The organism is Brachybacterium squillarum M-6-3, from assembly GCF_000225825.1.
Taxonomy (GTDB): domain Bacteria; phylum Actinomycetota; class Actinomycetes; order Actinomycetales; family Dermabacteraceae; genus Brachybacterium; species Brachybacterium squillarum.
In genome coordinates this window covers 274,721-296,538 of sequence record NZ_AGBX01000001.1, presented here as the reverse complement: position 1 = coordinate 296,538, position 21,818 = coordinate 274,721, and the positions used below count along the sequence as shown (strand labels likewise).

General features: G+C 71.1%; 14 protein-coding genes and 2 pseudogenes. 4 read left to right on the top strand and 12 right to left on the bottom strand.

The features are described from left to right. Positions 1 to 171 precede the first annotated feature (171 nt). Both OM98_RS01430 and OM98_RS16325 read right to left on the bottom strand, forming a co-directional pair. Entirely contained in the window at positions 172 to 1,146 is a 975-nt protein-coding gene (locus tag OM98_RS01430; RefSeq protein ID WP_010532778.1) for a hypothetical protein, read from the bottom strand. A 71-nt stretch (positions 1,147 to 1,217) separates the two neighbouring features. Further along, positions 1,218 to 1,349 (bottom strand): hypothetical protein, encoded by a 132-nt coding sequence (locus OM98_RS16325; RefSeq protein ID WP_280990795.1) that lies wholly within the window; start codon positions 1,347 to 1,349, stop codon positions 1,218 to 1,220. 441 nt (positions 1,350 to 1,790) lie between these two features. Here OM98_RS16325 and tgt point away from each other — a divergent pair, with 441 nt between their 5' ends. Further along, positions 1,791 to 3,116 carry a tRNA guanosine(34) transglycosylase Tgt gene (tgt, locus tag OM98_RS01420; RefSeq protein WP_010532776.1) on the top strand — a complete coding sequence of 442 codons (1,326 nt, stop codon included), beginning with the start codon at positions 1,791 to 1,793 and terminating at the stop codon, positions 3,114 to 3,116. A 173-nt stretch (positions 3,117 to 3,289) separates the two neighbouring features. On the opposite strand, the gene OM98_RS01415 is transcribed toward tgt, so the two are convergent. Further along, positions 3,290 to 6,289, bottom strand: coding sequence for a glycoside hydrolase family 2 TIM barrel-domain containing protein (locus OM98_RS01415; protein ID WP_010532775.1), 3,000 nt, complete (start codon positions 6,287 to 6,289; stop codon positions 3,290 to 3,292). Positions 6,290 to 6,455: 166 nt separating this feature from the next. On the opposite strand from OM98_RS01415, the gene OM98_RS01410 reads away from it, so the two are divergent. Beyond that, positions 6,456 to 8,018: a DUF3375 domain-containing protein gene (locus OM98_RS01410; protein ID WP_029362620.1), complete on the top strand. Its 1,563-nt coding sequence runs from the start codon at positions 6,456 to 6,458 to the stop codon at positions 8,016 to 8,018. 100 nt (positions 8,019 to 8,118) lie between these two features. Here the strand turns inward: OM98_RS01410 and OM98_RS14950 are convergent, their stop codons facing one another. After that, positions 8,119 to 8,826 carry an SDR family NAD(P)-dependent oxidoreductase gene (locus OM98_RS14950; protein WP_010532773.1) on the bottom strand — a complete coding sequence of 236 codons (708 nt, stop codon included), beginning with the start codon at positions 8,824 to 8,826 and terminating at the stop codon, positions 8,119 to 8,121. Further along, a complete protein-coding gene (locus OM98_RS01400; protein ID WP_010532772.1) occupies positions 8,819 to 9,505 on the bottom strand; it encodes an IspD/TarI family cytidylyltransferase in 687 nt (228 codons plus the stop codon). Before OM98_RS01400 ends, OM98_RS14950 begins: the two co-directional genes overlap by 8 nt. A 445-nt stretch (positions 9,506 to 9,950) precedes the next feature. Between OM98_RS01400 and OM98_RS01395 the strand changes: the two genes are divergently transcribed. Next, complete coding sequence (locus OM98_RS01395; protein ID WP_010532771.1) at positions 9,951 to 11,777, top strand: CDP-glycerol glycerophosphotransferase family protein; 1,827 nt, start codon at positions 9,951 to 9,953, stop codon at positions 11,775 to 11,777. Between the two features lie 62 nt (positions 11,778 to 11,839). On the opposite strand, the gene OM98_RS01390 is transcribed toward OM98_RS01395, so the two are convergent. Together OM98_RS01390 and OM98_RS01385 are read right to left on the bottom strand one after the other, a co-directional pair. After that, positions 11,840 to 13,453: a glycosyltransferase gene (locus tag OM98_RS01390; protein ID WP_010532770.1), complete on the bottom strand. Its 1,614-nt coding sequence runs from the start codon at positions 13,451 to 13,453 to the stop codon at positions 11,840 to 11,842. A gap of 99 nt (positions 13,454 to 13,552) precedes the next feature. Further along, positions 13,553 to 13,933 (bottom strand): annotated as a pseudogene (locus OM98_RS01385) (ABC transporter ATP-binding protein); the annotation flags it as partial. 2 nt (positions 13,934 to 13,935) lie between these two features. Between OM98_RS01385 and OM98_RS01380 the strand changes: the two are divergent. Then, complete coding sequence (locus OM98_RS01380; protein ID WP_010532768.1) at positions 13,936 to 15,426, top strand: CDP-glycerol glycerophosphotransferase family protein; 1,491 nt, start codon at positions 13,936 to 13,938, stop codon at positions 15,424 to 15,426. A 22-nt stretch (positions 15,427 to 15,448) separates the two neighbouring features. Here OM98_RS01380 and OM98_RS14945 read toward each other — a convergent pair whose 3' ends face one another. The 5 genes and pseudogenes from OM98_RS14945 to OM98_RS14650 form a co-directional block, all read right to left on the bottom strand. After that, entirely contained in the window at positions 15,449 to 16,972 is a 1,524-nt protein-coding gene (locus OM98_RS14945) for a glycosyltransferase (RefSeq protein ID WP_083837662.1), read from the bottom strand. Between the two features lie 145 nt (positions 16,973 to 17,117). Beyond that, positions 17,118 to 17,711, bottom strand: a pseudogene (locus OM98_RS01365) (ABC transporter ATP-binding protein); the annotation flags it as partial. Positions 17,712 to 17,881: 170 nt separating this feature from the next. Then, positions 17,882 to 18,718, bottom strand: a complete 837-nt coding sequence (locus tag OM98_RS01360) for an ABC transporter permease (protein ID WP_010532764.1) — start codon at positions 18,716 to 18,718, stop codon at positions 17,882 to 17,884. After that, positions 18,715 to 20,073 carry a CDP-glycerol glycerophosphotransferase family protein gene (locus tag OM98_RS01355; RefSeq protein WP_050812605.1) on the bottom strand — a complete coding sequence of 453 codons (1,359 nt, stop codon included), beginning with the start codon at positions 20,071 to 20,073 and terminating at the stop codon, positions 18,715 to 18,717. The genes OM98_RS01360 and OM98_RS01355 overlap by 4 nt, the downstream gene beginning before the upstream one ends. Beyond that, entirely contained in the window at positions 20,073 to 21,734 is a 1,662-nt protein-coding gene (locus OM98_RS14650; protein WP_010532762.1) for a glycosyltransferase, read from the bottom strand. The genes OM98_RS01355 and OM98_RS14650 overlap by 1 nt, the downstream gene beginning before the upstream one ends. Between the last annotated feature and the right edge of the window lie 84 nt (positions 21,735 to 21,818).

Sequence of the window (21,818 nt, the reverse complement as noted above, 5' to 3'; positions counted from 1 at the left end):
GCTCCCGACGGGCCGCACCGATCCGGGTGACCACGATAGTCGGGCCCGGTGCCGCGGTGAGGCGGGAGCGGGGAGGTGTGGCGGACCCCGCGCGATCCGGGGTGCCGGATGGGCGGAAGGCCCGGCATGCACGGTGCTGGCGGGTCCCGGGCGATCAGGCCTGGTGGACGGTCAGCGGCGCTCGCCGAGGAACGACACGATCAGCACCGCGACGCCCAGGACAGCGCAGGCCACGAAGCCCCAGACCTGGACGAGGGGCAGACTGTCGTGCAGGATGCGCCCGACCTCGGAGACGGGGGCGACGCGCCGTTCGGCGTAGAGGTGGATCGTCTCGACCAGCATGTGCAGCCCGAGCAGACCCAGAAGGACCAGGGTCGCGGCGCGCACCGAGCGGGTGGCGCGAGCGGTGAGGGCGATGCCGAGCAGCAGCGCGAGACCCGCGGTGGCCTCGGCGATGCCCCCGGTCATGCCGCCCAGGTAGTCGGTGGGCCACGGGTCGAGGCGCACCGCGTCCGTGAAGGGCAGCACGCGACGGCTCAGCAGGGTGGGGATCAGGGCGACGACGAGGGCACCGAGCAGCACGACGCCCGCCAGCGCCGCGGCGAGAGCCGGGGAGGTGCTGCGCGGCGGTGCGGCCGGATCCTCGCGCGGCCAGGAGCGTGCCTGCACGGCGACGACGACCAGGGCGGCCAGGGCGAGCACGGCGGGAAGGGTTCGGGACTGCTCCAGGGTCGCTCGGGTGATCTCGTACTGCAGAGTGGTCTGCCCCTGCGTCCCGAGGCCTGAGGGGAGGTTCGTGGCGAGGAACAGCACCGCTCCGTGCGCCGCCAGGGAGATGCCCACCATCACGGCGGGGCCGCCGAGCATCACCCGGGCGCTCCGGTCGAGGCCGCGCGGCGCACCGGCCAGGAGGGCGAGCCCGATGGCCCCGAGGGCGAGGACCGCGGCGAGGCCCACGAGCCGCCACGGGTCGTCGAGGGACGGGAACAGCCGGAACACCCACGGTCCCAGCGGGGCCGAGAGCGCCATCAGCAGCGCGACCGGGGTCCCGGCCAGGGCGAGGCCGCGGAGGGGGACGGTGCGGGAGCGCGGCCGGGGCGGGGCGTCGGCCCGTCCGAAGGAGGTGGAGGCGGTGGTGGAGGCCATGGTCTCGTCCCTTCCCGGTGGTGCGGCCGGGCCAGGGGAGGGAGAGCCCGACCACTTCACCGTGCCACAGATCACAGAGCGGGGACAAGGGTTGCCGCGACGGCGGCGAGCGCCCAGATCAGCGTGCGCAGAACCGCCGTGCCGCCCTCGAGCACGCCGCCGTCGCTGCCGAACGACCCCGCCAGGATCCGGAACGCGATCACCAGCGACGGCAGGGCGAAGACGGCGGAGGAGTCCGCGGTGGAGGCGCCGTTGACGACCGGGACGACCAGGCCGAGCAGCCCGAGCTCGGCCCCCCAGACCGAGCGTGACGGCCAGGGTGATCGCCATCGGGACGGGGCGCGCCCCCAACACCAGGACGAGCCCCAGCAGCGGCAGCGAGGACAGGGTGCGCACGGTGGCGAGACGGCGCGCGCAGCCGGCGGCCAGGCCGGCTCCGAGGAACGCGACCAGCCGGGGCCGGGCGGCGAGGCGCGTGAACGGGGAGGAGGGGGCGGCCGCCTCGGGGCGCGGCGCGACAGGGGGACGGTCATGGTCGTCACCGAGGGATCGGGGAAGAATCTCGCGAAGATCCTGTCGTGCACGCCTTGTCCCTCGCGGGACCCGTCGCAGAGCGAGAGCCGCCGGGCGGCCCGTGGGACCATGTGCCGGTGACCTCGCCCGATCCCGCCGCCCCCGCCCGTCCCAGCGCCGACCCGCTGCCCGCCCCGGAGGCCCATCCCGGCCGCGCCGGCACGGGTTTCGCCGTCACCGCCCACCACGGGGACCGCGCCCGCGCCGGGGTGATCACCACCCCGCACGGCGAGATCGCCACCCCCGCCTTCATCCCCGTCGGTACCAAGGCCACCGTGAAGGCCGTGCTGCCCGAGGCGATGGGCGACCTCGGCGCGCAGGCGCTGCTGGCCAACGCCTACCACCTCTACCTCCAGCCCGGGCACGACCTGGTGGACGAGGCCGGCGGCCTGGGCGCCTTCATGAACTGGCCCGGCCCCACCTACACCGACTCCGGCGGCTTCCAGGTGATGAGCCTCGGCGCCGGCTTCAAGAAGGTGCTCTCCAGCGAGTTCTCCGGCGGCGAGAAGGCCCGCACCTCCTCCGGGGAGGACGACGCCGTGGCCGAGGGCAAAGAGCGGCTGGCCCACGTGGACGACGACGGGGTCACCTTCCGCTCCTTCATCAACGGCGACGTGCACCGCTTCACCCCCGAGATCTCGATGCAGATCCAGCACGGCCTCGGCGCGGACATCATGTTCGCCTTCGATGAGCTGACCACCCTGATGAACTCCCGCGGCTACCAGGAGCAGGCCCTCGAGCGCACCCGGCTCTGGGCCGAGCGCTGCCTGGCCGAGCACGCCCGCCTCAGCGCGGACCGCACCCACCGCCCCTATCAGCAGCTCTGGGGCGTGATCCAGGGAGCCCAGTACGAGGACCTGCGCCGGAAAGCCGCCGCCGACCTCGGGGCGATGGAGGTGGAGGGCTGGGGCTTCGACGGCTTCGGCATCGGCGGCGCCCTGGAGAAGGAGAACCTGGGCACGATCGTCGGCTGGGTCGCCGAGGAGCTGCCCGAGGACCGACCCCGTCACCTGCTCGGCATCAGCGAGGTGGACGACCTGTTCACCGCCGTCGCCGCGGGCGCGGACACCTTCGACTGCGTCTCCCCCTCCCGGGTGGCGCGCAACAGCGCCGTCTACACTGCGACGGGCCGGGTGAACCTCACGGGCGCCCGCTACCGCCGCCAGTTCGCCCCCATCGACGAGACCTGCGACTGCTACACCTGCACCCACTACACGGCGGCCTACGTCCACCACCTGTTCCGCGCCAAGGAGATGCTCTCCTCGACGCTGTGCACCATCCACAACGAGCGCTTCGTGGTGCGCCTGGTCGATCGCATCCGCGCCGCCCTCATCGCGGGTGAGTTCGAGGTGCTGCGCGAGGAGACCACCGGCGCCTACTACGGCAGCCCCCGCTGACCCCGGGCGCTCCCGCAGCGCCGCAAGTCCCACCGCTCCGCGGCGCCTCGCCGCGGCGCCCCGTCTCCGAAGAATTCGACGATCCCTGCCAGGATCTGGCACGGATCGTCGAAAAATCGGGCACGCCCGGCGGAGGGCGAGGGCAGGTGTCAGCGGGCACGCCGGAGCGCGTCTCAGCCCGCGTGCGGCACGAAGCGCATCGTGAAGGTCTCCTCGCGGGCGGTCAGCACGTACTGGTCGAGCGGGGGCGGACCGCAGGCGGCCGAGCCGACGCCCTGCAGGGCCGCGGAGATAGTCACCCAGGTCAGGCCGTCGCCCCGGAGGGCGCCGTCGTGGGCGCGGCGGTCCAGCTCGGCGGTCGACCAGGGGCGCACCGCCACCCCGGGGGCCTCCGGGGTGAGCAGGTCCAGGCCCTGCCCGCCGCCGCGCAGCGAGGTGCGCACGGTGGCCGCGCGGTTGCCGTTCTCCTGTGGGAACACGTAGGGCACCTGCCAGTCCGCGACCGAGGAGCGCCACACGCCGACCGTGGCGCCGCCGCCGGTGTCCGGGTAGGCCTCGTGCGGCCCGGCGGCGTCGGTCTCCAGCTCGTCGAGCTCCCCGGGCAGGGCGAGGGTCCAGCCGATCCGCGGCAGCGGCAGGTCGGCCGGCCAGTGCGCGACGGGGGTGATGGTCACCTGCACCTCCGCGGCGCCGGCGTCGGCGCGCCAGTGCTCGGTGACCTCGGCGCCGAGCGAGGAGCCGTCCAGGCCCAGGCGGGTGCGGATCAGCAGTCCGCCGTCCTGCTCGCGCAGCTCCACCAGGCGACGGCGCGGATGGTCCAGGCCGATCCGCTTCCACCGCTGCTCCAGCGGGTAACGGGTGCGGGCACGCTCGTTGTCCACCGGGGCGCGGTACAGGTCGGCGCCCCAGGAGCTCACCGCCAGCCCGCCGAGCTCCACCAGGGTGCCGAGCGCATCGAAGCGGACCGGGCCGAGCCGCGTCCCGTCCTCGACCGCCTCGACACCGGCAGGGGAGCCGAGCGCGGGCAGGGCCGCCCGGCGCCCCGCGTCGACGTGATCGGCGGCGACCACCGGGTGCCCGGCCGGCACCGGCCCCTCGGCCTCGCGCGTCACCAGGCGCACCACCCGGGCCGGGGCGTCGGTGGGAGGCAGCGGCACCTCGGCACGCTCCCCGGGGGCGAGGTCCGGCAGCTCCAGCGGCTCCCAGCTGCGCTGCCCGTCCACGGAGACCTCGGCCCGCAGATGGGAGAGGTCGCGGAAGGCATGGCGGTTGCGCAGCCGCAGCGCGTCCGCCGTGACCTCCAGGCCGACGGGGGAGTAGTGGTGCTTCGCGTCCAGCAGGGCGGGGGAGGGGGTGCGGTTCGGCAGCACCAGCCCGTCGGCCACGAAGTTCCCGTCGTGCAGCCGCTCGCCGAAGTCCCCGCCGTAGCCGAAGATGCGGTTGCCCTCGGCGTCGGTGGTGACCAGGCCGTGGTCGATCCACTCCCAGATGAAGCCGCCGTGCAGGGAGCGGTGCTCCTCGGTGAGGGCCATGTACTCCTTCAGGGACCCGGCGCCGTTGCCCATCGCGTGGGCGTACTCGATCCACAGGAAGGGCTTGGACAGGGCCGGCACCTCGGCGCCCGGCGAGCCGAAGCCGTCCTCGCCGACGTCCAGGCCGAGGTGCCGCAGCATCCCCACCAGCTTCTCGCGGTACTCGGCGCTGAGCTCCTTCGCGCCGATCTGCCGGGTCTCCTCGACGCTCGGGTACATCAGGGAGAACACGTCGACGTCCTCGGCGCGGTAGTCCTGCTCGTAGATCACCGGGCGGGTGGGATCGTTCTCCCGCACCGCCTGCACCATCGCGGAGGTCACCGGGCCCGTGGAGGCCTCGTTGCCGATGGACCACAGCACGATCGAGGCGTGGTTGCGGTCCCGGCGCACGAAGCGCTCGGAGCGCTCGACCAGCAGCTCCCGGAAGCGCTCGTCGGCCGCGGGACGGTCGGCGGCGTTCGTCGGGTCCTCGCCCCAGGTCTCGTCGGCGTGGAAGCCGTGCGCCTCGAAGTCGCCCTCGCAGACCACGTACAGGCCGACCTCGTCGCAGACCTCGAGGAAGCGCTGGTGGGGCGGGTAGTGGGAGGTGCGCACGGCGTTCAGGTTGTGGCGCTTCATCAGGGCGACGTCGAGGTCCTGGTTGCCGAGGTGCTGGGTGCGGCCCACCTCCGCATCGGCCTCGTGCCGGTTCACGCCCCGGAAGACGATGCGCTCGCCGTTGACGCGGAAGACGTCCCCGTCGATCTCGACGCGGCGGAAGCCGAGCCGCAGCGTGACGGTCTCGGCGGGGGTGGAGACGGCGGCCTCGTACAGGGTGGGGACCTCCGCCGACCAGGGATCCACGGCTCCGATCTCGAGCGTGCCGCCGTCCGCCGGGAGCTCCGTGTCGATCCCGAGGTCCGGGACGCGCACGCGCACCGGCAAGCCGTCGCCGTCCGCGTCCTCGGCGCGGACGGCCAGGGTGCCGCGGCCGGTCGCGGGGTCGTAGTCGGCGTCGGTGACCAGGTCGTGGATCCCGCCGGCCGGGCGCAGCAGCAGGTCCACGCTGCGGAAGATCCCGGATATCCACCACATGTCCTGGTCCTCGACGTAGGTGTTCACCGACCACTGCACCACCCGCACCTCCAGCAGGTGCTCCCCGGGGGCGGCGAGGGCGTCGGTGACGTCGAACTCCTGGGTGAGGCGGCTGCCGGAGGTCACCCCGACCTCGGCGCCGTCGATCGTGACCCGCGCGGCCGAGTCGACACCCTGGAAGCGCAGCAGCAGCCGTGCCCCCTCCGCGCGCCGTGCCGCCCAGTCCTCGGGCACGGTCACCGTCCGGGAGTAGTGGCCGGTCGGGTTCTCGTCCGGGACGTGCGGCACGTCCAGCGGGATCGGGTAGACGACGTTCGTGTACTGCGGGGCGCCGACGCCCTGCAGCTGCCACAGGCCGGGCACCTCGATGGTGGTGGCCTCGCCGAGGTCCGAGCCGTCGGCGCGCGAGCCGTGGCGGAAGCCCCAGGTGCCGTCGAGGCTCAGCGCCGGGGCGTCCGAGCGCAGGTGGGCGCGGCCGGGCAGGCGGCCCCGGCCGCCGGGCAGGGCCTCCCACCAGCGGTCGGCGGGGCCGGCGGAGGGTGCGGGAGCGGCGGGGGAGGGTGTCATCGGATCTCCTCGATGAGTTCGCGTGAACGTTCACGGGCCAGCCTAGCCGCCTCTCCTGCGTGGCGGTAGCGGTCCCGCCGCCCCACCGGCGACGGTCCCGGCGGCGCGTTGGCCGGGGCCCGCCCCCGCGGGCCCCGGCCCGGCACCCCCGGTAGACTCCCCGCTCGTGACCTCCCCAGCCCCAGACCGGTGGACCGACCGCCGCGCCGACGCCGTCGTGGCGCGCAAGGAGGCCTACGAGCAGCTGCGCCGCGCCAGCACCTGGCGCCTGCTGGCCGCCACCAAGGCCCCCGCCGTGCTCTCCATCCTCCAGGCCACCTTCCCCGCCGGGGACCGCCGCCTGCCCCGCAGCGAGTTCGTCGCCCGCGTCGCCGCGCACCTGGACCTGCTGCGCGACGAGGACCGGGCCGCCGACGTCGGCGACGCGGAGTCGCCCGCGGAGTCGGGCGAGGACGGGCCGCCCCGCGGCCGCAGCGCCGCCGAGTACGCCGACGCCTGGGTGCGCGAGGGCTACCTGACTCGCCGCGACGACCCCTCGCACACCGAGACCACCTTCGAGCCCTCCCCCGCCACGATCGACGCGATCCAGTTCATCGCCTCCCTCGAGGAGCACCGGCCCACCACCACCGAGTCCCGCCTCACCCTGGTGCTGCAGCAGTTCGAGCGCCTCGCCCACGAGACCGAGACCGACCGTGACGTGCGCCTGGCCGACCTGCAGCGCCGCCGCGAGCGCATCGAGGCGGAGATCCGCGAGCTCTCCGAGGGGGAGCTGATGCTGCCCAGCCCGGAGGCCTCCGTCGACCGGCTGCGCGACATCCTGCAGATCGCCGGCGAGCTCTCCGGCGACTTCCTGCAGTACCGCGAGGACCTCCGCGCCGTCGACCTGCACCTGCGCGAGCAGATCCTTTCCCCGGAGTCCTCTCGCGGCGAGATCCTCGAGCAGCTCCTGGCCGGGGACGACCTGCTCGGCCAGTCCACCGTCGGCCGCACCTTCACCGCCTTTTTCCGGATGCTCAACGACCCCGTCCAGACCGGCACCGCCCAGGACGTCGTGGACCGGCTGCTGGAGCGCGACTTCGCCCGCACCCTCAGCCGCGCCGAGCGCGAGCACCTGGCCAACGTGTTCAGCGACCTCTACGAACCCGCGCAGGAGGTGCTGGACGTCAAGACCGAGCTGTACCGCTCGCTGGCCCGCTTCGTGCGCTCGCAGGACTTCCGCCAGCACCGGGTGCTGATGGAGGCGCTGCAGGAGGCGCAGGGCCTGGCCCTGGCGCAGAAGGACGAGGTGCCCACCCGGGCGCCCTTCCCCCTCGAGCTCGACCTCTCCCGCGTCCAGCTCGGCTCCGTCTCCCAGCACCGGCTGAAGGACCCCACCGACCCCGGCGCCCCCGTCGAGGCCGAGGTGCACGACGCCACCGCGCTCAGCGTCGAGGTGCTCACCGACCTCGTGCGCACCAACGACATCGACCTCGTCGGCCTCACCGGCGACGTCAACGCCGTGCGCGCCCGCGCCGGGCAGGCCTCCATCGGCGAGGTGCTGCGCGCCCAGCCCGCCAGCCAGGGTCTGGCCAGCGTCATCGGCCTGATGTTCCTCGCCACCCAGTACGCCCAGGCCCGCGAGGGCTCCACGGAGATCGTCACCTGGCACGAGCCGCAGGAGGGCGGCCAGGTGCCCTACGCCGCCCGGGTGCCCTCCTACTTCTTCCTCGAGGACGTGCCCGCGCAGTAGGCAGGGACCGTCCCCGCACATGCGGACGGGGCGCGTGCGCGGACCTCCCGGCCCGGTCACGCGCCCCGTGCGTCGATGCTCCCGCCGTGGCGGGCGGCGCTCACTGGCGCACGACGACATTCTCGGAATCGATGAAGCGCCCGATCGGGGACGCGAAGGTCTCGATGACCTTGGCGACGTGCTCGGGCTGCATGATCGTCGAGGGGTCCTCCTCGGGGGCCAGGGTGCGCCGCAGGGCGGTCGCGGTCCGGCCGGGGGAGAGGCAGACGACACGGGTGCCGTAGATGGCGAGCTCCTCGCGCATCACCTGGCTCATGTTGATCACGGCAGCCTTGGAGGCCGAGTAGGAGAGCCAGCCCGAGCGGCCGTTGATGCCGGCCGTCGAGGCGATGTTCACGATCAGGGAGAACTCGTTGCCGCGGTTCAGCAGCGTCTTGACGATGAGGAACGGCGCGTAGACGTTCACGTTCATCGTCTTCTCGAAGTCGGACATCTTCACCTGCTGCAGCGGCACCGGGTTGGTGTAGCCCGCGTTGTTGACCAGGATGTCGATGTTGCCGACCTCGTCGTAGGCCGCCTTGACGGCCTTCTTCAGGTCCCCGCGGTCGCCCACGTCGACGTTGCGCGCGATGATGCGGCGCCCGACGGGGGCCTCCTCCTGCAGGGTGGCCACGGCGGCGTCGAAGTCCTCCGAGGCGCGGGCGAACATCACCACGGTGGTGATGTCCTCGCTGTTGTGGATGAACCGGCGGACGGTCTCCAGGCCGATGCCGCGGGATGCACCGGTGACCAGGGCGGTCTTAGTCATCGTCTTCCTCCTCCGGGCGCAGGAGGAACCCTGCCATGCGCAGATCGGTGGGCGTGGTCACCTTGAAGTTCACGTCCGAGCCCTCGATGAAGTACACGGGGTGGCCGGCGTCCGCGACCAGCGTCGCGTCCTCGGTGTACACCGTGTGGTCGTGGGCGGCCTTGTCGTGGGCCTGCTGCAGGTCCGCCTTGGCGAACTTCTGCGGCAGCTGCACGTTGCGCAGACGGTTCCGGTCCAGCGAGCCGGTGACCTCATGGGTCTCTGGGTCGACCGGCGCCACGGTGAAGGAGATCGGCGTCATCAGCGAGACGTTGGCGTGCTCGTCGGCGATCAGGGCCTCGAAGTCGGCCTTGGACGCCAGCGGACGCGCCGCCTCGTGGATGATGACGTTCTCGTTGGTGGCGTGCGGCAGCATCGCGGCCACGGAACTGTGGCGGGAGTCGCCGGCCTCGACCAGCACCACCGGGGTGGTGATCGCGTAGGCCTCCAGCAGCTCCTCGATCGCCTCGCGCCACTCGGGCGGGTAGTTCACCACGATCTGCGTGATGTCCTTGACCCGGTTCGCGGTGATCAGCGAGTAGACCAGGATCGGGATCCCTCGCAGTTTGAGCAGCTGCTTCGGCTGGTCGGCGCCGATTCGCGCGCCCACCCCGCCGTTCAGCAGGATCAGTGAGTACATTCTCTTCCCTTCATGCCGTCCAGGGCCCGGTGCCGGGGCTCAGGAGCGGCGTCCGTGCTGGTCGACGCCGCTGTCGAACCCGTCGGGGCCGTCGCTGGGGGGTGAGACGACCCTACTGCATGAACGCGGGGTGAACTGGGGTGATCCGATGCAGTGGCGCGTCGTGCGGTCCCCGGGGTGCACGGCGCGAATCCGTGGTCCGCGGCAGTGGGTCGAGACCGAGCGCCCAGGACCTGACGTGACGGTGCATGGTGCCGGTGGGGTCACGTCCCGACCTCGGGTGGTCGTTGCTCGTCCCCGGCGTGACAGAATGCCGACGAGCCGAGCGGCCTCCTCGTCCCGCTCCGCCGCGCCGAGGTCGGTCGGCACGCCGCGCAGTTCCTGTCGCGGGACCGCCCGTCTCGGACATCTCCCGACGAGTCCCTCGATGTGAAGACCCGGTGGAATGAGCAAGCGCAGCAAGAAGGTCCAGCGTGCCCTGCGGATCGTGAACTTCTGGTCGATCGTCGCGAACCTGCTGGGGATCGCCGCGGTGCTGGGGGCCGCGCTGGCCCCCCAGACATGGATCTCCCTCGTCCTGCTCCTGCTGCCCCTGGCGCTGATCACCTACCGCCAGCGCAAGACCCTGCTGCGTCGGCCCCGCGGCGTCGGCGGCATCACCCGGTACTTCACGGCGCGCTACCTCGTGCTCGCCGCGGGCGTGGTGCATTTGGTCGCGGCCGAGGAGCTCACCGCGCTCTCCGTCGTCATCGCGGTGCTCGCCGCGGCCGGGATCGAGCTGGAGCGCCTGCTGCGCACCCTGCACGGGATCGCGGCCCCGTACGCCTTCCACCTGCCCGATCGCGCCACCCGTAACAAGGCGGCCTTCCGCTACGGCTATCTGTTCCCCGCCAGCCTGATCGGCCTGGCGCTGTTCGTGATCGCCCCGCTGCTGCCGCCCTGGTTCCAGCTGGTGCCGCTCGCGGTCACGGCCGGCGCCCTCGTCTTCGGGGCCTTCGCCCTGGCCGACGTCGTCGCCCGGATCCGGGCCCGGCGGCGCTTCCAGGCGGAGATCGGCGAGGTGCTCGAGCAGATCGGCCCCGTCTTCTACCTGTACTGGCACGCCGAGGCGCGCTCGCAGTTCCAGGTGAAGATGTGGCTGCCGTACCTGGAGCGCATCGGGGTGCCGTTCGCCGTCATCGTGCGCACCGCCACCAACCTGCGCGAGGTCGCCGCGATCACCGATCGACCGGTCCTGCTGCGCCGCTCCCTGAAGGATCTCGACCCGGTGGTGGTCCCCTCGCTGAAGGCCGTGTTCTACGTGAACAACGGCGTCCGCAACAACCACATGATCCGCTACTCGCAGCTCACCCACATCCAGCTGCTGCACGGCGAGTCCGACAAGGCCGCCAGCGTGAACCCCGTGATGCGGATGTTCGACCGCGACTTCGTGGCCGGCCAGGCCGCGATCGACCGCTTCGGGCTGTGGGGCATCGACATGCCGCCCGAGATCTTCCGCATCGTCGGCCGTCCGCAGGTGGAGGACGTCGAGCCCGCCCGCGGCCCGATCGGATCGCTGGAGCAGAAGACGGTGCTGTATGCCCCCACCTGGCGCGGCTACCAGAAGGAGACCGACTACTCCTCGCTGCTGGTGGGACCGCAGATGGTGCGGGCGCTGCTCGAGCGCGGCGCCACCGTCGTGTTCCGCCCCCACCCCTACAGCTACCGCGACCCCGAGCTGCGTGCCGCCTGCACCGAGATCAAGCGGATGCTCGAGGAAGACGCCGCGGCGACGGGTCGCGAGCACCTCTGGGGTCGGGTCGCCGAGAAGGACCTCTCGATCTTCGAGTGCTTCAACGCCAGCGACGCGATGATCTCCGACGTCTCCAGCGTCGTCGGCGACTACCTCCACTCCCGCAAGCCCTTCGCGATGGTCGCGACCACCATGGACGCAGAGGAGTTCGTGGCCCAGTTCCCCACCTCCCGCGCCGCCTACGTGCTGGACGGAAGCCTGGACAACCTCGAGGCGCTGCTCGACGAGCTGCTGGCGACCGACACCATGCGTGCCCGCCGCGAGGAGCTGGCCACCTACTACCTGGGCGACATCCCCCGGGAGAACTACGCGCAGCGCTTCGTGGACGTCGCGCGCGGTGAGCTGGGCGTCACCGAGGAGGACCTGGTGATGTATGCGCCGGCCCTCGAGGAAGAGCAGTCCGAGTCCGACGAGGACGCGGACGGCGAGGACGAGGAGAACGGCGAGGTCGAGGAGCCGGGGGAGGACGCCCGGGCCTGAGCGGCCCCAGCCGCTCAGGCCCGCCGGTGGGAGCGTTGATTCCTCCGGCGCCTGGTCCAGGATCAGTCGGTCGTCGTCCCGCCCCGAAGCCATCGGCGGAGGCGGCCCGTCGTGCTGGCCGTGCCTCCGGTCGTTACGTCAGGGCGGCCGTCCGCGCGGTTCAGGTCCCATCCGGTCACGTCCTGGATGAGTGCACCCCACTCCTCGGTCACGGCCTCGAGCGAGAACTCCTCCGCCATGCGCTGCGCGCCTCGCTCACCCATCGCGGCGGTCTGCTCCTGCACGTCGAGCAGGGCGATGAGCGCTTCGGCGTAGGCCGACTCGTCGGCTTCGTCGATCAGTCGACCGTCGACCCCGTCTCGGATAAGGTCTCGCGGCCCGTAGTTGATGGCGAAGGAGATCACGGGCGTGCCCGCGGCGAGTGATTCCCCGATCGAGAGCCCGAATGCTTCGCTGCTCGCCGTGGTCGCGGTGACGGCGCACGAGGCCATCGCGTCTCCGACACCGTCGATGCGCCCGTGGAAGGTCACGGACCCCGTGAGGCTCAGATCCTTGGCGATCTTCTCCAGCCTTCCTCGGTCCGGACCGTCGCCGAAGATCTCCAGGCGGGCATCCGGTCGACGCTCGAGAACGGTCGAGAAGATGCGAAGGAGGAGGTCGACCCGCTTCTGTTCCGCGGCCAAGCGACAGAAGACCCCGATCCTCCCGGGGACGCTGGAGGCAGGCTTAGGGGACCGCTTGTCTCGGATGACGTTCGGAACGGAGGAGATCCGCGGCGCATCTGGGAGCGTGGCGCGCAGATCGTCCGCCTGCGCCGCGGTGGGGCAGATGATCGTGTCCATGTCCTGGGACCGGCGGAACGGGCCGCTGTAGTCGTCGCGAAGGGGCGAGCCCAGCGTGTACGGGCTCTTGAAGTGATTGTCGTGGACGAAGTACATCTTGGTCGCGCTGTTCGCGGAGGTGTCCAGCAGCTTGGTCATCGCGCTCGGCGACTCCGCGATGGCCATCAGGGTGCGGGGCTCGCGGGAAAGAATGGTGTCCAGCCAAGACGTGTGCCACGGCGTGTTGTGGGCATATCGCGTCGACGGCGCACCGTTCCGATCGTGGACGAAGATGCCTTCCTGCTTACCGGTGTCGGGATTCAGCTTGCGGGTCACGTAGCAGAACCCGTCCGCGGCCAGGTACCTCTCAGAGGCGACGGCACCAGCAGCTGTGAGGGTCAGCTCTCGCAACGGTGAGCCTGTCGCGTCGAACTCGAGACGGCGCACGGGAATTTCGTCGGCGTAGCCGATCGTCCTGAGCGCGGTGCCGTCCTGCCGCAGGTGGCGGGATTCAAGAAGTCGACCGGCGCGGTCGAAGTGCGAGGTGACAGTCGTCGAGCCGTCGAGGTGGGAGGCCGTCATGCAGGTCTCCGCGGGCTCTGTCAGCGACGTCGGTTCGTCGGCGGGGGCCGCCTCACTGCGGAGTTCCTCGTAGATGTTGATGACGCGGGTGCCATCGGGGATATCCCCGTTATCGCGGCGGCTCTGGATCCTCTGGGAGAAGTTCGCGTCGAAGTTGAAGGTCACGATCGTGGGGGAGATCCCCAGCCGGAGGAACATCCTGCACTGATCGAGAATGGCGACGGTCCGCCCGCCGGTGCCGAAGGCGTAGACGATGATGTATGCAGCGGTCACGATGATCTCCAAGATTCGGTGGCGTGGACACGTGCAGATGGCGTCACAGCCGGTGCGGTCGATCCTGCGTCGAGCCTACCCTCGGGCAGCGGCGGTCCCTCAGCCCTCCCGGCCGTACTGGTCCAGGACTTCCTTGAGGTCCCCGTCGGCGCGGAGTGCGCCCTCGCGCAGGTACAGGCCGCGGTTGCAGAACCGCTTGAGGTCGCCGTTGTTGTGGGAGACCAGGAACATGGTGCGCCCCTCGGCGAGCTGGGACTCGATGCGCTGGTAGCACTTCTCCTTGAAGGCTTTGTCGCCGACGGCGAGCACCTCGTCCACCAGCAGGATGGGCTCCTCGAGCTGGGAGATCACGGCGAAGGCCAGGCGCACCTTCATGCCGGAGGAGTAGTGGCGGAAGGGGGTCTCCATGAAGTCCTTGGTCTCCGCGAAGTCCACGATCTCGCCGTACTTCTCGTCGACCATGTCCCGCGGCATGCCGTGCCGTGCTCGCCGCGGCCGGGATCGAGCTGGAGCGCCTGCTGCGCACCCTGCACGGGATCGCGGCCCCGTACGCCTTCCACCTGCCCGATCGCGCCACCCGTAACAAGGCGGCCTTCCGCTACGGCTATCTGTTCCCCGCCAGCCTGATCGGCCTGGCGCTGTTCGTGATCGCCCCGCTGCTGCCGCCCTGGTTCCAGCTGGTGCCGCTCGCGGTCACGGCCGGCGCCCTCGTCTTCGGGGCCTTCGCCCTGGCCGACGTCGTCGCCCGGATCCGGGCCCGGCGGCGCTTCCAGGCGGAGATCGGCGAGGTGCTCGAGCAGATCGGCCCCGTCTTCTACCTGTACTGGCACGCCGAGGCGCGCTCGCAGTTCCAGGTGAAGATGTGGCTGCCGTACCTGGAGCGCATCGGGGTGCCGTTCGCCGTCATCGTGCGCACCGCCACCAACCTGCGCGAGGTCGCCGCGATCACCGATCGACCGGTCCTGCTGCGCCGCTCCCTGAAGGATCTCGACCCGGTGGTGGTCCCCTCGCTGAAGGCCGTGTTCTACGTGAACAACGGCGTCCGCAACAACCACATGATCCGCTACTCGCAGCTCACCCACATCCAGCTGCTGCACGGCGAGTCCGACAAGGCCGCCAGCGTGAACCCCGTGATGCGGATGTTCGACCGCGACTTCGTGGCCGGCCAGGCCGCGATCGACCGCTTCGGGCTGTGGGGCATCGACATGCCGCCCGAGATCTTCCGCATCGTCGGCCGTCCGCAGGTGGAGGACGTCGAGCCCGCCCGCGGCCCGATCGGATCGCTGGAGCAGAAGACGGTGCTGTATGCCCCCACCTGGCGCGGCTACCAGAAGGAGACCGACTACTCCTCGCTGCTGGTGGGACCGCAGATGGTGCGGGCGCTGCTCGAGCGCGGCGCCACCGTCGTGTTCCGCCCCCACCCCTACAGCTACCGCGACCCCGAGCTGCGTGCCGCCTGCACCGAGATCAAGCGGATGCTCGAGGAAGACGCCGCGGCGACGGGTCGCGAGCACCTCTGGGGTCGGGTCGCCGAGAAGGACCTCTCGATCTTCGAGTGCTTCAACGCCAGCGACGCGATGATCTCCGACGTCTCCAGCGTCGTCGGCGACTACCTCCACTCCCGCAAGCCCTTCGCGATGGTCGCGACCACCATGGACGCAGAGGAGTTCGTGGCCCAGTTCCCCACCTCCCGCGCCGCCTACGTGCTGGACGGAAGCCTGGACAACCTCGAGGCGCTGCTCGACGAGCTGCTGGCGACCGACACCATGCGTGCCCGCCGCGAGGAGCTGGCCACCTACTACCTGGGCGACATCCCCCGGGAGAACTACGCGCAGCGCTTCGTGGCGGTGGCACGCGAGGAACTCGCGATCACCGCGGAGGATTTGCGAGCCCACGCGGTCGCCGCCGCGGGCGAGGACCCGTGCGAGCTCGAGGATCCCGATGTCGACGACGCCGAGGACCCTCAGGCCTGAGGGCGGTCTGTGACACCTGCTCTCAGGAGAGACCTGCCCGACGCTCTGCGTGCTCGAAGGTGGCGCGCCATGCGCCCAACACAGCGGGGAAGCTCAGCCGCGACGTGATGTCCTCGCGGCCAGCGTCGCCCATCGCCGCGGCCAAGCGGGGGTTTTTCAAGAGCGAGATCACTGCGCGGGCTAGTTCCTCTCGACCATGGCGAGGGACGAGGTAGCCCGTCCTACCATCGAGAATGAGCGTCGAAGGCCCATACAGGCAGTCGTATGCGACAACCGGCGTCCGCACTACCAAGGACTCAGCGATGGAGAGCGGCAGCGCTTCCCATTCGGAGGTCGAGAGCGTGCAGACGCTTCGCGCCATGACCTCCCTCGGTGAATCCGTCCGCCCCATCAGGCGAACGATGCCGCTCAGTCCAAGCGTCTCGATGGTCTCCTGCAGATCGCCCTTGACCGCTCCGTCCCCGTAGATCTCAAGCCGCGCGTGGGGGAGTTTGCGGTGCACGCGCGCAAACGCGTGAATCGCTTCGTGTATTGCCTTCTGGGGTGCGAGTCTGGACACGATGGACACAAGATTCGGATCTCTTCGGACCGGCACCTCCGACGTCTGGTGCAGTGCGTTGGGCACGACGGTGAAGACCTCCGGGGAGCCGAGGCGACGGGCCATGTCCACACGCTGCGCCTCGCTGAGGATGGCGAAGGCGTCGAGCTCTTCAAGCTGGGAGAACGTTCCGTTGTAGTCCGAACGCAATGGGCTGTCGATGGAGAACGGAGTCGCTACCTGGCTGTTGTGCATCATGGCGATGCGCACCGCGCTTGCTCGGCGCAGCCGAATCATCTTCGGGATGACGGACGCCGTCTGCGAGATCACGATCGGAGGCGTTTCGAAACGGTCGACGAAGGTTTGGAGCCATGCCACGTGCCAATCGGGCATGCCGGGGAATCGGGTGACGGTACCGCTGCCTCGCTCCGAAGCGTAGACGCCGGCTCCCTTACCGCTGGCCGGATCGATCCATCGTTGGACGTAGCAAAATCCGCTCGGCGCAAAAAAGGCTTCCCGATTTTCGCGACCATCGACAGTGAAATACGTGCTCTTATGTACCGCATCGTTATGGATGTGGTCACGTCGGACCAGAACGCGGTTCTCGAAGTGATTCACATGTTTGATGCTGCCGTCGCTTCGCAATCTCTCAAACGACCGGTACTCGCCGCCAGGCGTGAACAAACGACGGTACCGTCCGTGGCGGTCGTCTCCGGTCTCAGCCAGCAGTTGTTCAGAGTCCTCGGGCCCGGATCGACGGGTTCCTGCTGGAGTTTCGTCCGCAGGAGTACCGCGAGCCTCGAGGTGAGGGTTTGCCAACTTCACACCGGCGGGGAGTCGTCCACGTCGACGCAGCTGCTCTGCGTGCTCGGTCATCGCTGGCGAATCGTCCAGGGTGGCGATCCAGGTTTCGTAGCCCGCCCCTGTGAACATCTGCGCTTGGTCCAGGACGGCGTTGGTGACACCGCCCGAGCCCAGCTGGTGGACGGCTAACACAATGGCTCTCATGTTCCCCTCGTTCTTTCGACCGCAGATCGTCCCCACGACTTGAGGGCTCACGTCTGATCGCGGTGTGTTCTGCTATATCGTTTGGGTCGCTGGCCGCCGTCGGAGCAAGGGCGGTCGGATCGAGTTTCTGCCTGCGGGTGCCTTCTTAGCCCTCCTTGCCGTACTGGTCCAGGACCTCCTTGAGGTCCCCGTCGGCGCGCAGCGCGCCCTCGCGGAGGTAGAGCCCGCGATCGCAGAACCGCTTGAGGTCGCCGTTGTTGTGGGAGACCAGGAACATTGTGCGCCCCTCGGCGAGATGGGACTCGATGCGCTGGTAACACTTCTCCTTGAAGGCCTTGTCGCCGACGGCGAGGACCTCGTCGACCAGCAGGATGGGTTCCTCGAGCTGGGAGATCACCGCGAAGGCCAGGCGCACCTTCATGCCGGAGGAGTAGTGGCGGAAGGGGGTCTCCATGAAGTCCTTGGTCTCCGCGAAATCCACGATCTCGCCGTACTTCTCGTCGACCATGTCCCGCGGCATGCCGTGGAGTCCCGCGGCGAGGTAGACGTTCTCGCGGCCGGTGAGGTCCGGGGCGAAGCCGCCGGTGATCTCGATCAGCGGCGCCACGCCCTCGCGCACCCGCACGTCGCCCTCGTCGGGCAGCAGCACCCCGGCCACCAGCTTCAGCAGCGTCGACTTGCCCTGGCCGTTGCGGCCGATCACGCCGACGGCCTCCCCCGGGCGGACCTCGAAGGAGACGTCCCGCAGCGCCCAGAACGCGTCCCGGCGGGGGCCGGTGTCGCGGCGGAACAGCAGGTCGCGCAGCCCCAAGTCGGCGCGCTTGCGGGAGAACTCCAGGCCCACGTCGCGCAGGGTGATCACGGGATCGGTGGTGGCGGTCGACGTCGTGGCGGCGGGCGTCTCGCTCATCAGATCTCCTTGAGGACGCGCGGCTCGAGCCGCATGAAGCTGAACCAGCCGCCCACCAGAGTGACCACGGCGATACCGGCGGCGATGAGGATCGCCGCGTACTGGGTCTGGTCGGCGAAGAACCCGGCGCGGTAGCACTCCATGATCCCGGTGACCGGGTTCAGGCTGTACAGGGTGACCAGCACGTCCGGCAGGTTCGCGGCGACGATGTCGTGGTAGCTGTAGATGACGGGGGAGGCGTAGAACATCGCCCGGGTGACCAGGCGGATGATCGGCTTGAGATCGCGCACCAGCACCATGATCGGGGACAGCAGCAGTCCCAGCCCGGTGAGCAGGACCAGCTCGAGCGCGATGCCGACGGGGATCAGCCACAGCTCGCCGTCGAAGGTGGGCCGGTAGAAGATCAGGAAGATCAGGAACACCGGCACCGAGAACAGGAACTCGCAGCCCTTGGCGCCGACGGAGCGCAGCACCCAGATCTGCCGCGGCAGGGAGGTCGAGGCGAGCAGCCGTCGCTGCGACAGCAGCGCCTCGGTGCCCTGGGTGAGGCCGTTGGTGAACCAGAACCAGGGCAGCAGACCGGCGAGTAGGAAGATGATGTACGGGTCCTGGCCGACGCTACGCGTGAAGATCTGCGTGAAGACGAACCAGTAGATGCCGGCCATCAGCAACGGCTCCAGCACCGTCCACACCCAGCCCAGCATCGAGCCGGCGTAGCGCAGCTTGAGGTCGCGCTTGACGAGCACCCAGAGGATCGACCGGGTCGCGATGAGTTCGCGGACCACCTGGAGCGTGCCGCGGCTGCTCCCGGCCCGGTTCCGGACGGGCCCGCTCATCGGGGGGTGCTCCCCTCGGACTCCGAGGGGTCGCGGCCGGTGGCGGCGGCGATCGCGATGGTGCGGTCCTCCGCCTCGCGGGTCGGGCCGATGCGTTCACTCACGTGGCCTGTGCTCCTGTCCTCGTGATCGTCCACCCGGGCCCACAGCTCGTCCCGGCGGGCGGCCAGGTCCTGGCAGGCCTGCAGGAATCGCTGCAGGGACGCGCCCGGGGCGGTGTCGCCGAGATAGTACTCGGTGAGCGTCCGGCGCTGTGCGCGCAACGGGTCGTGGGTGATCTGCTCCATCAGCAGCCCGCCGGCCTGGTCCGCCTCCTCCATCGACAGGCGGGGCACCAGGCGCAGCAGGTCGGTGGCCGCCTCGTAGAAGCCGTGGCCTCGCTGCGCGCGGGTGACCACCAGGGGCCGGCCGGTGGCCAGCCAGTCGCTCGCCACCGCGGAGACGTCGCAGACCATGGCGTCGGCGCGGGCGAAGTCGTCGCCGATGTCGGGCAGGTCCGAGACGATCTGCCCGCGCTCGGTGAGCATCCGGCGCAGGGACTCGTCGGCCTCGCCGTAGGCGGCGGTGCGCACGCCCGTCAACGGGTGCGGCCGGTAGATGACGTCGATCCCCTCGTGCAGCAGCGAGGCGACCAGGGTGTCGGCGTGGGTCAGCAGGGAGCTGTACGCGACGCTCGCCTGTCCGCCCTCCCAGGTGGGGGCGTAGAGCACCACGGGGCGCCGCCCCTCCAGGGGGCCGGGCCCCGGGCGGGGCTCCCCGGTGTCCAGGGTGGGGCGGCCTACGGGGATGCAGCGCTCGGCGGCGTCGAACAGCAGCACCCGCCGCTCGTAGCGGTCGATCGCGGCCTGTCCGGCGACGAAGGAGTAGTCGTAGGCCTTGACCTGGTTGGAGACGGAGACGCCTTTGTCGCTGTCCCCGTGCAGCAGGGAGACGTGCACGGCCGAGCGGGTGCGCAGGGGCGCCGTGTTCAGCGGGTTGTAGTTGACGTAGAGGACGAGCTTGATGTCGCTGCGGAGGATCAGCGCGTCCAGCGTCGCGTCCCGGGCGACGGTGATCACCGGCAGCTCGGTCTCGGCACGGATCGCGGCTGCGGTGCGGGAGTCCATGCACACCACGGTCACGCCCTGGGTGCCGTGCAGCTCCTGCAACGGGCCGTACCAGGTGCGCAGCTGGTAGAGGCTGTCGGTGGTGTCGGGGAAGTAGACGATGACCTCGCCGTCGAGGGCGGCGTCGCGCAGCTTGTCGTCGTCGCCGAGCCCGTCGGGTTGGCCGCCGGGCAGCAGGTGCAGCCGCCGCAGCACCTGCCCGCCTGCGCTGCGCAGACGGCGCTGGAGACCGTTTCCTCGTGCCGCCATCAGCGATCTCCGTCCGTGGTGTTCGGGGGCAGGAGGGTCGCCCAGGCCGCGGGGGTGGTGCTCGCGGGGAGGGCGCGAGCGTAGCGCCGCCGCAGCCCGCCCCAGGATCTCAGCAGCCCGGCATGCGAGCGCAGCACCCGACGCAGCAGGCGACGGTCCTCGGTGCCGCGCACCGCCCAGGCGTCCACGCGCCCCCCGTCCGCGTTGTTGACCACGACGGTGTCGGCGCCCAGCGTCGAGCGCCAGGAGACGTCCGCGGCGGACAGGGCGAGGACCACCGGGGCACGGGAAGTGAGGCCGAGCGCGCGCGTCGCCGCCCGGCACGCGCCGCGGACGAGCGGGAGGGGGCGGTGACGGGTGGGGGAGAGGCCGACGGTGAGCGGCGCCTGCTCCCCCTGCCAGGCCTCCACGATCTCCTGCCCCGCCGAGCGGGCCCGGGGGAGGTCGTGCCCCAGCCACCCCGCGGGCCCGGCGCGGAACTGGTCGATCCCGTCCTCCCACAGCCGCGCCGTGAGGTGATGGCCTGCCAGCACGTGCTTTAGCTGGTGCAGCAGGGAGTGGACGACCACGCCGCGCGCGGCGCCGTCCGAGGCGGCGGTGGTCAGCCGGTTGCGGTGCATGACCCGGGCGGTCCACGTCATCTGCGTGCGGTACGCGTCCCAGGTGGGGTGGGTGACGCTCGCGCCGGGCAGCACCAGGTGCTCGTGCCCGGCGGCGGTGGCGCGGAGGCCGTATTCGGCGTCGTCCCACTTCAGAAAGTAGGGGGCGGGCAGGCCGAGCGCGGCGACGGTCCCGGGGGGCAGCAGCGTGCCCCACCAGCCGGAGTAGGTGGTCGCGTGCCGGGGGAGCAGTGCGTCCCAGTCGGCGGGGGTGGTGCCGGACAGGTCCAGGGGGCCGTGCATGCCGTCGGCCGGCCCCCAGTGGAAGCGCCGACGGCCGACCGTCTCGGCGTGGGAGATCAGCACGGACGGCTCCTGGGCCGCGAGCATCCCGGTGCCCACGACCGTGGGCCGCGGCGCGAGGGCCTGCGCGGTGAGCATCCGGCGCAGCGCCTCCTCGCTGATCACGGCGTCGTCGTCGCCCAGGAACACGGCGTGGCCCGGGGTCTCCAGCGTCGCGGCCATGCCTCGGGCGTAGCCGCCGGAGCCTCCGAGGTTGGGCTGGGCTATGAGCTCGACCACCGGCCGCGCGGCGCGCAGGGCGGAGAACCCGGCGTGCTCGGCCAGGGTGCCGCCCTGGTCGATCACGAGCACCCGCGCCACCAGGGCCATGGCGGCGAAGCGGGCGGCCTGGGCGGTCGCGTCCTGCTCGCGACGGAAGGTCGGCATCACGACGGTGACCGGCGGGAGGGTCGCCTCCCGGTCCACTTCGAGCCGGGTCGCCCCGGTGCCCTCGACCCAGTACCACTCGGCGCCGTCGGGGCCCAGGGGGAGGTCGCGGCCGTGCGGGCCGAGCGGGCCGAGGCGGTGGGCGCGGCCGTCGTGCGCGGCCCAGAGCTGGTCATCCGGTTCGGTGCCGTGCAGGTGCGCCGCGGTGTCCCCGAGCACCCGGTGCCAGGCCCAGGCGGGGATCGCCCGCTCCCACAGCGGGGCGTCCGGGTCGGGGGAGTCCTGCAGCAGCAGCGGCGCGGGGTGACCAGGGGACGGGGCGGTGGTCTCCACGGTCCCTCCTCCGGGTGTGCCGGTCTCGGCGCGGGCGCGGGGTGCTCCCCGGTCCTCACGGCGGACCCTCGGTGCGTCGGCGAA

Excerpts from the sequence above, each read along its gene's own strand:
- OM98_RS01355 (WP_050812605.1), bottom strand. The coding sequence starts at position 20,073 with ATGGCGGCACGAGGAAACGGTCTCCAGCGCCGTCTGCGCAGCGCAGGC.
- OM98_RS01415 (WP_010532775.1), bottom strand. The coding sequence starts at position 6,289 with ATGACACCCTCCCCCGCCGCTCCCGCACCCTCCGCCGGCCCCGCCGAC.
- OM98_RS01395 (WP_010532771.1), top strand. The coding sequence starts at position 9,951 with ATGAGCAAGCGCAGCAAGAAGGTCCAGCGTGCCCTGCGGATCGTGAAC.
- OM98_RS14945 (WP_083837662.1), bottom strand. The coding sequence starts at position 16,972 with ATGAGAGCCATTGTGTTAGCCGTCCACCAGCTGGGCTCGGGCGGTGTC.
- OM98_RS01360 (WP_010532764.1), bottom strand. The coding sequence starts at position 18,718 with ATGAGCGGGCCCGTCCGGAACCGGGCCGGGAGCAGCCGCGGCACGCTC.
- OM98_RS01400 (WP_010532772.1), bottom strand. The coding sequence starts at position 9,505 with ATGTACTCACTGATCCTGCTGAACGGCGGGGTGGGCGCGCGAATCGGC.
- OM98_RS01430 (WP_010532778.1), bottom strand. The coding sequence starts at position 1,146 with ATGGCCTCCACCACCGCCTCCACCTCCTTCGGACGGGCCGACGCCCCG.
- OM98_RS14950 (WP_010532773.1), bottom strand. The coding sequence starts at position 8,826 with ATGACTAAGACCGCCCTGGTCACCGGTGCATCCCGCGGCATCGGCCTG.